7 protein-coding genes are annotated in these 7,887 nt (G+C 58.9%); 4 read left to right on the top strand and 3 right to left on the bottom strand.

Annotated features, from left to right (window positions below; all coding sequences use genetic code 11):
* Positions 1-260: 260 nt before the first annotated feature.
* Both ALO80_RS03380 and ALO80_RS03375 read left to right on the top strand, forming a co-directional pair.
* The gene (locus ALO80_RS03380) at positions 261-1,175 is read left to right on the top strand and encodes a GGDEF domain-containing protein (RefSeq protein WP_054984359.1); all 915 of its coding nucleotides are present in this window, start codon (positions 261-263) and stop codon (positions 1,173-1,175) included.
* Between the two features lie 9 nt (positions 1,176-1,184).
* Entirely contained in the window at positions 1,185-2,222 is a 1,038-nt protein-coding gene (locus tag ALO80_RS03375) for an AraC family transcriptional regulator (RefSeq protein ID WP_055007936.1), read from the top strand.
* Positions 2,223-2,227: 5 nt separating this feature from the next.
* Here the strand turns inward: ALO80_RS03375 and ALO80_RS03370 are convergent, their stop codons facing one another.
* Genes ALO80_RS03370 through pmrG form a run of 3 tightly spaced genes read right to left on the bottom strand, consistent with a single transcriptional unit; the run spans position 2,228 to position 4,487 of the window.
* Entirely contained in the window at positions 2,228-2,902 is a 675-nt protein-coding gene (locus tag ALO80_RS03370) for a response regulator transcription factor (protein WP_054984357.1), read from the bottom strand.
* Positions 2,903-2,922: 20 nt separating this feature from the next.
* Positions 2,923-3,795: a phosphatase PAP2 family protein gene (locus tag ALO80_RS03365; RefSeq protein WP_055007935.1), complete on the bottom strand. Its 873-nt coding sequence runs from the start codon at positions 3,793-3,795 to the stop codon at positions 2,923-2,925.
* Positions 3,792-4,487: a lipopolysaccharide core heptose(II)-phosphate phosphatase PmrG gene (gene pmrG, locus ALO80_RS03360; protein WP_055007934.1), complete on the bottom strand. Its 696-nt coding sequence runs from the start codon at positions 4,485-4,487 to the stop codon at positions 3,792-3,794. The genes ALO80_RS03365 and pmrG overlap by 4 nt, the downstream gene beginning before the upstream one ends.
* Positions 4,488-5,003: 516 nt before the next feature.
* Between pmrG and ALO80_RS03350 the strand changes: the two genes are divergently transcribed.
* Positions 5,004-6,158 carry a mandelate racemase family protein gene (locus ALO80_RS03350; protein ID WP_055007932.1) on the top strand — a complete coding sequence of 385 codons (1,155 nt, stop codon included), beginning with the start codon at positions 5,004-5,006 and terminating at the stop codon, positions 6,156-6,158.
* A gap of 86 nt (positions 6,159-6,244) precedes the next feature.
* Positions 6,245-7,867, top strand: coding sequence for an ABC transporter substrate-binding protein (locus ALO80_RS03345; protein WP_055007931.1), 1,623 nt, complete (start codon positions 6,245-6,247; stop codon positions 7,865-7,867).
* The last annotated feature ends 20 nt before the right edge of the window (positions 7,868-7,887 follow it).

Here is a 7,887-nt window from a genome sequence, read left to right as displayed (position 1 = left end):
CGAACCCCAATCCCCCTGACGCCACAAAACCGCCGTGTGACGCAGAGCGTCACGAACTGCAGGCCCACGCAGAGCGTCGGCACGATAATCAAAACAAGGTCATGCCTTTTACGCAGCCGCTGCCAACGAGTCAGATGCGAAGCAAAATCTGCAACACACCTGAGCTGATTTGACCTCTTACAGTCCGCGTTACCCGTAACTGAACTGTCATGTACATCTGTTCTGCTGGCCGATAATCAGCAGCCGGGAGCCGTCTTTTCATGTTCAGGATCATCCAACCTCATCGCTGGAAACTCGCTGTACTGATGGTCGCCTCCAACCTGGGCCTGCTGGCCTTTCTGGCATTTGGCAACATCAAACACATCAGCGAATGGCAATGGCTCGACATCGTCGGCGAAGGCGGCTCTGCGTTGCTGTCACTGGTCTGGCTGTTTCTGGTATTCAAGAGCCGTCCGGCCGGTCGCGTGACCAATTACCTGTCGATCGGCCTGAGCTGCGTATTCTTCTCGTGGTGGATCGACGCGCTGGACGAGTTCATTCGCTTGCCGAGCGAAATCGAATGGGACCACTGGCTCGAATCCGGACCAATGCCGATCGGTCTGATCCTGTTGACCCTCGGCATCTACCACTGGCATCGCGAGCAACTGGCGATCAGCGCACAAATGGAAAAGCGCGAGCGTGGCTTTCGTGAGCATCGGCTCTACGACAAGCTCACACCGCTGGGCAGCGCCGACTATCTGAAACGGCAACTGGTCGTCAGCCTGGAGCAGAGTCTCTGTCAGCAGCAACCGTTATCGTTGCTGGCGCTGGACATAGACGGTTTCAGCGCAATCAACAATGCATTCGGCCACGCCGAGGGAGATGAGGTTCTTTCGGCCCTGAGCCATTTACTGGTGCTCAACCTGCGCCGCCACGATCTGCTTTGTCGCCTGGCAGGCGACCGGTTTGTGGTACTGCTGCCCAACACCGGAGAGAGCCAGGCGAAGCTGCTGGCACTGGAGCTGCAGCAGGCGGTTGCCAGCCTGGCGCACAAGACCCGGCAACAGGGTGAACGCCTTCATCTGTCAGCCAGCGTGGCCGTAGTGATGGCCCTCAATGAAACGCCGGACAATCTGCTGCGCCGCCTCAACCTGTCGCTGGCCCGCGCCCGCCGCCCGCTGACCCGTACTGCCTGAGCGACTGCCGTGACCCTGAAAAGTGAATGGTACGAAGCCGACAGCCGCTTCATCCCCGGTCATTACCAGCCGGCCACGCTGATCGATCTGGCCTTGTCGCGCGGGATCGACAGCCATCGCCTGCTCAAAGGTACAGGCCTGTTCTACGAGGACATCGTCGCGGGCAAGACGCGACTCAGCCCGCAACAATTTTTTGTCCTGATCGCTAACGCGCAGCGTCAGATGGAAGCCGACGACACCAGCTTTCTGTTCGGCCAACGACTGTTTCCCGGGCATTACGGCGCAGCCAGTCACGCACTGCGCCATGCGCAAAACCTGCATCAGGCACTGGAAATCCTGATCCGCCAACAGGCACTGCTCAGCCCGTTGCTGACACCTCGCCTGGAGCTGGATGAGCATTTCGCCTATCTCTACTGGCTGGACAGTTGCGGCGCAGGCGAGCAGCAATGCTTTCTGCTGGAGGCCGGCATGACCGCACTGGTCGCGATGAGCCAGTTGCTCAGCGGGGAACGCCTGCCGTGGGAGTGCAGTTTCTGCCACGAAGAACCGCGCTACATCGAACAGTACTGGGTTCATCTGGGCGAAAATACGGCCTTTGGCCGCCCGCTGGACATGATGCGCCTGCCACGGCACTACCTGACTCGCGCATGGCCGGGTGCGTCGCCGATTGCCGTACAGGTCGCACAGCAAGAAGCCGCCGGGCAACTCGCTGCACTGGGCATGCCATTCAGCCTGCTGGATCGGCTGCACCAGCATCTGCGCGGCAATGTGCGTGAGGCCACCAGTCTGGAACAAGTCGCACACGCCTTCGCCATGAGTCCGGCCACGCTGAAGCGCAAGTTACACAAACACGGCACCAGTTTTCAGGCCCAGCACGACCTGGCGCGCAAGCATGTCGCGCTCTACCTGTATCAGATCAAAGGGATGAGCAACGAGGCCGTGGCGGATTACCTGAACTTCAACGATCCGGCCAACTTCCGCCGCTCGTTCAAACGCTGGACCGGCAGCACACCGACCTTGATCCAGCGGCTGTTCAATTTCGACTGAGTCCGTCAGCGCTGTACGCACAACTTGTAACCCAGCCCATGAGCGGTATGCAGCAGCGGCGTTTCATGACCGCCATCGAGCACCCGTCTGAGGACATGAATATTACTGCGCAGGCTACTGCTGTTCGGGGCATCACGCCCCCATAACACCTCTTCCAGCTCGGACCGTTTCACGATATGAGGGCTTTTGCGCATCAACAATTCCAACAGCTTCATATTCGTCGGGTTGAGCTTCAACGGTACACCGTTGCGGGTTATCTCAAGGGTATCCAGGTCGAAGTGCAGGTCTGCGACCACCATCACCCGGTTGTCCTTGCGCTGGCGTCGACCGACCACCGCTTCGACTCGCGCGAGCACCTCGGACATGGCGAACGGCTTGGTGATGTAGTCGTCGGCACCCACCTTGAAACCGGTGAGACGATCATCCAGTTCGTCCCGTGCACTGAGCATCACAATGGCGACTTCCGATTTCGAATACTGACGCAGGCTGCGGCAGATCTGGTTGCCGTCGATGCCCGGCAACATGATGTCGAGAATGATCGCATCGAAGCGTTTCGACGCCGCCAGATGAAGACCGCTCAGGCCGTCCAGCGCCCCTTCAACCGCATGCCCCCTGAGTTCGAAGAATTCCAGCAGGTTATCGTGGATATCACGGTGGTCTTCAATAACCAGAATATTCATTGCAGCGCCTTCTTGTTTTTCTACCCGGCCGACCGGGGCCCTGTTGCCAATGAATCGGCAGGTTGAGTAAAAAATCCATCACGCTGCCTGGAAACCGTCGCCTTGCGAAGCGGCTGTTGCAGCTTTGACCGACCATAGAAGCACAGCGCAACCAGCAGCATACTCAGCCACACCACGATGCCCGCCCAGAACGTATGCGACATGAAGTGCCAGCCTTGCAGCACCCGCGTAGTGCCGTAAATCATGCCAAGCAGGAGAATCGCCATCAGCAGGATGTACGAATGTTTCCAGCAGTAGCGCCGAGCTACAAAGTACAGCGCCAGCAGGCTGAATGCGCTTGATGCATGACCACCCGGCCAGCAGCGTCCGGCACCGGCTTCATGCAGCAGATTGAAGTTTCTGAACCACTCGATATGCGCCTGACTGCCACCGTACAGCGTGGTTTCGACAGGGCAGTACACGCTGGTGTGGCTTTTCAGGTAGTGGATCATGCCGGTGCCAACCGCAAAGGCAACGATCACGAAAAAGAAGTCCAGCCGATGCCTGCGCGTGAAGCGCAGAAATGCTTCCGTGCGCGAACCCGACAACCGCTTTATAAGACGCGGATTTGCGTGTTTTTCCAGCAATGGCCAGACGAATGACAACATTGCGCCGATGATCGCCAACTCTCCCGTCCAGTCCGGGATGATCCGCGCCCACTTGTGCGTGATGGTCTCGAATAGATGAATCTGTCCGATGGGAAATACTCCGGCTGCCGAATCAAACAGCAGATCGCTCAGTTGCCGGTCGATACTGGTCAGGTCGAACGTCACGAAGACCAGTAAAGCGAAAAACACGGGCACCCCCAGATTGATGCCGTAAAACCGCAGTCTGGCGTTTGAAGATGTCGTCAATTGAATTGCTCGCTATTGAGGTTTGCCCATTGCCCCGCGGTCAGGGAACCGAGAATTTTCGGCCGGTGAGTGCCATCCATCTGCACGAAAAACGCTTGAGCGTAATCACTTGAACGCTCGCCGCCTGTCACGCCGACCTTGCGTTCGAACTGGTCGATACAGCCACTGTGCGTCACCAGCACCAGATTTTCGCCGCTGACCTTGTGCTCTTCCACGTCCTTCATGAAGCCGCCGTCGCAGTCATTGATCCAGTCCTGGCCGACCACGGGATGACCTGCCAACAGTTGCGCAGTCTGTTGCGTGCGGGTCTTGGGGCTGGCGAACATTCGCGCATGGTCCATGCCCATTTTCTGCAAGCCGCTGCCCACTGCCAGTGCCGCATCCCGCCCCTTGACGGTAATGCCATCGGTGTCGCTCAGGCAGGGGTTTGTCGAGCGGTCACAGCGTTCGGCGTGCCGAATCATCACAACCACATCACCTTGCCGCCAATGCTCGCGAAGGCCGGAAATTTTCAGGTTGCTGCCAACCCCCAGATCCGCCACGTGCACGCCGGAAAAAGCCGTATAGAACCATGCGCAAATCGCCGCCAGCACAACGGCAACCGATATCGATACGATGTGTTGGTGCAATTTGTAGCGCGGGTGAATACCCGAATCGGCAAGCAAATTCTTGTTTATTGTCGTGTCAGTCAAGTGACCACTCCTGCCATGAACCTATGTGTGGCGTTGACTCGGGAGGGCCCGACGTCTTCACCGCTCCCATGCAGGCAAGATAGGTTCAGCATCGTGGCGAGGCGGTGAAGAAGATGTGAAAACGATGTTGTGGCCCAGCGCCATGTTTTTCGCCAAAAGCCCCGTGGCAGCGGGACGTGCGGGTTTTCAGTCGCGAACATGAAGATAATTTAAGCGTTTTTACTGAGCATTCAGCCCACTGCCCCGCCCCACACGGACCGCTCGCAGCGCATCAGCGAAATCGTCGCCCGTACTCAGCGCACAATCCAAAGGTATAACGACTTTCAGGCTGTCATCACTCTGCTCAACGCAAGCCAGACGGCACCCTGCCGCAAATATCAGCCCATAATGCTTACCAATAAGGAAAATAGTCGTCATACGAGTATTGACATCGTCCTCAAGGCTGTAAATAATCGCCCCATAGTTGTATGACGACATACTAATAAATTGATAACAATAATATCCATGAAGGTCACCATGAAAATCACCTCGGTCAGTGTCGACGTTTTTTCCTTCCCCTCACGCCGCGCAGTAGACAGCGCAGGCCACGCCCATCCAGGCGAAGAAAAACCGGTCAGAATGGCCATGCTGCGCATCGCATGTGACGAGGGCAGCGAAGGCTTTTCCTTTGGCCCGCCCGAGCTGATCCGTCCGCATGTCATCGAGTCGTTCGTAAAGAAGGTGCTGATCGGGCAGAACCCGATGAATCGCGAAAAAATCTGGCAGGAACTGGCTCACTGGCAACGCGGCAGCGCCAGCCAGTTCACCGACCGTGCGCTGGCCCTGGTAGAGCAGGCGCTATGGGACCTGGCCGGACGTGCGTTGAAACTGCCCGTGCACAGGCTGATAGGCGGCTATCGCGACAAGGTGCTGGCTTACGGCTCGACCATGTGCGGTGACGACCTGCCAGGCGGGCTGTCCACCCCGGACGAGTACGGCCAATTTGCCGAAAAGCTGGTAAAGCGTGGCTACAAGGGCATCAAGCTGCACACCTGGATGCCGCCGATTTCGTTCGCCCCTGACCCGCGCATGGATGTGCAGGCCTGCGCTGCAGTCCGTGAAGCGGTCGGGCCTGATATCGCCTTGATGCTCGACGGGTATCACTGGTACAGCCGCACCGACGCGCTGTACATCGGCCGTGAACTGCAGAAGCTCGACTTCGCCTGGTTCGAAGAGCCGATGATGGAAGACTCCGCCGAATCCTATGCCTGGCTGGCGGCTAATCTGGACATCCCGGTACTCGGTCCGGAAAGCATCGCCGGCAAGTACCACAGCCGTGCCAGCTGGGTGACCAACAAGGCGTGTGACATCCTCCGTGCAGGCGTCGCGGGCGTCGGCGGCATCGGCCCGTGCCTGAAGGTCGCGCATCTGGCCGAGTCGTTCGGCATGGACTGCGAAGTGCATGGCAACGGCGCTGCCAATCTCGCGGTAGTCGGCGCGATCAGCAATTGCCGCTGGTACGAACGCGGTCTGCTGCACCCGTTTCTCGAATACGACGACGTACCGGCCTACCTCAACACGCTGGTGGACCCGATGGACAACGACGGTTTCGTGCACCTTTCCGAGAAGCCCGGACTGGGCGAAGACATCAACTTCAGCTATATCGAGACACATACAGAACACCGTTACTGACCGGCAGCATCGCGAAGGGCACACCGATTGCCCTTCGTCCGGCATTTCGACACAGCGTCTTATAAATATAAAAAAGGACTGCCCCCATGAAGCTCCGGCTCAAGCGCCTGCCCTGGCTGCTATGCCTCGCCCTGACGGCGACACTCATGCACACCCCGCCCGCTCTGGCGCGTGGTGAAACACCGGTCGATCAACTGGTGGTCGGCATGAGCATGATCAACCTGCTGTCCCTGGACCCGGCAGGTGCCACCGGCCTTGAGGTGTCCGAGGTCAATGCCAATGTCTATGACATGTTGCTGGAGCAGGACGCTGCCCGTCCCGACCAGCTGATTCCGGCATTGGCCGAGCGCTGGGAAATCAGCCCCGACCGCATGCGCCTCACCTTTCATCTACGTTCCGGCGTAACGTTCCACTCCGGCAACCCGCTGACTGCGCAGGACGTCGCCTGGTCGCTGCAGCGCGTGGCCACGCTCAACAAGGCACTGGCCTCGACCTGGAAAGCCTACGGCTACACTGCCGGCAACGTCAGCGAGTTGATGCGCGCCGAAGGCCCCTCGACCTTCGTGCTCGACCTGCCCAAGGCTACCGATCCCAAGCTGGTGCTCAACACGCTGGCAACGTCGCCCAGCGCTTTCGTCATTGACCGGCTGACTGCGTTGCAGCATGCCAGGGGCGATGATCTGGGTGCTGCCTGGCTGACCACCCACACAGCCGGCTCTGGCGCATTCAAGCTGGACATCTGGCGTGCCAACGACGTGATTCTGATGAGCCGCTTCGAGCAATACTGGCGCGGGCCGGCCAGACTACGCCGGGTGATCATGCGCAACATGACCGAATCCCAGGCACTGCGCCTGATGGTCGAACGTGGCGATCTCGACGTGGCACGCGGCATGGCGGCCACCGACATCAAGGCCCTGACCCGCTCGAAAGAGGTCACCGTGCAGACTATCCCGCGCGGCACCCTCTATTACATCGCGCTGAGCATGGAACAGCCACTGTTTCAGGATATTCGGGTACGCCAGGCGATTCGTGCACTGATCGACTACCAAGGCATCAACACGGTGGTCATGCCGCATTACGGATTGATCAACCAGCGTCCGCTGCAACTGGGTCTGGCCGCCAGACTGGACGATCCGGGTTATGCGCTCAATGTCGCCGAAGCCAAGCGTCTGCTGGCCGAAGCGGGCCACCCTGACGGCTTCAGAATCACCATTCGCTCCCTGACCGATTCACCCTTCATCAATATCGCTACCAGCCTGCAATCGACACTCGCGCAGGCAGGCATTCAGGCATCGATCATCACCGGCACCGGCAATCAGATCTACGGCGCAATGCGCGACCGGCGTTTCGACATTCTGGTCGGGCGCGGCGGTGGCGGTGCCGAGCGCCATCCGCACTCCAGCCTGCGAGCGCTGATCTACAACCCGGACAACCGCGAAGAAGCCAGATTGAGCAATTTTCAGGGTTGGCGAACCTCGTTCTACAGCGCCGAGATCAATCAGTTGATCGAGCAGGCCGAACGCGAACGTGACGCCAGCCGGCAGTTGGCCGACTACCAACGCGTCCAGACCCTGTATGACCAGAAAGCCGGGCCGATCATGCCCATCTCGCAAATGACCGATGAAGTCGTCATCCACGCCGATGTCCGGGATTACCTGGGCCACAGTGCAGCGACCACGCGACTGCGTGACGTCTACAAGCAACGCTGACCCCATGCGTTCAATCGTTC

Source organism: Pseudomonas caricapapayae, from assembly GCF_001400735.1.
Taxonomy (GTDB): domain Bacteria; phylum Pseudomonadota; class Gammaproteobacteria; order Pseudomonadales; family Pseudomonadaceae; genus Aquipseudomonas; species Aquipseudomonas caricapapayae.
This window is presented reverse-complemented; position numbering and strand designations above follow the sequence as displayed.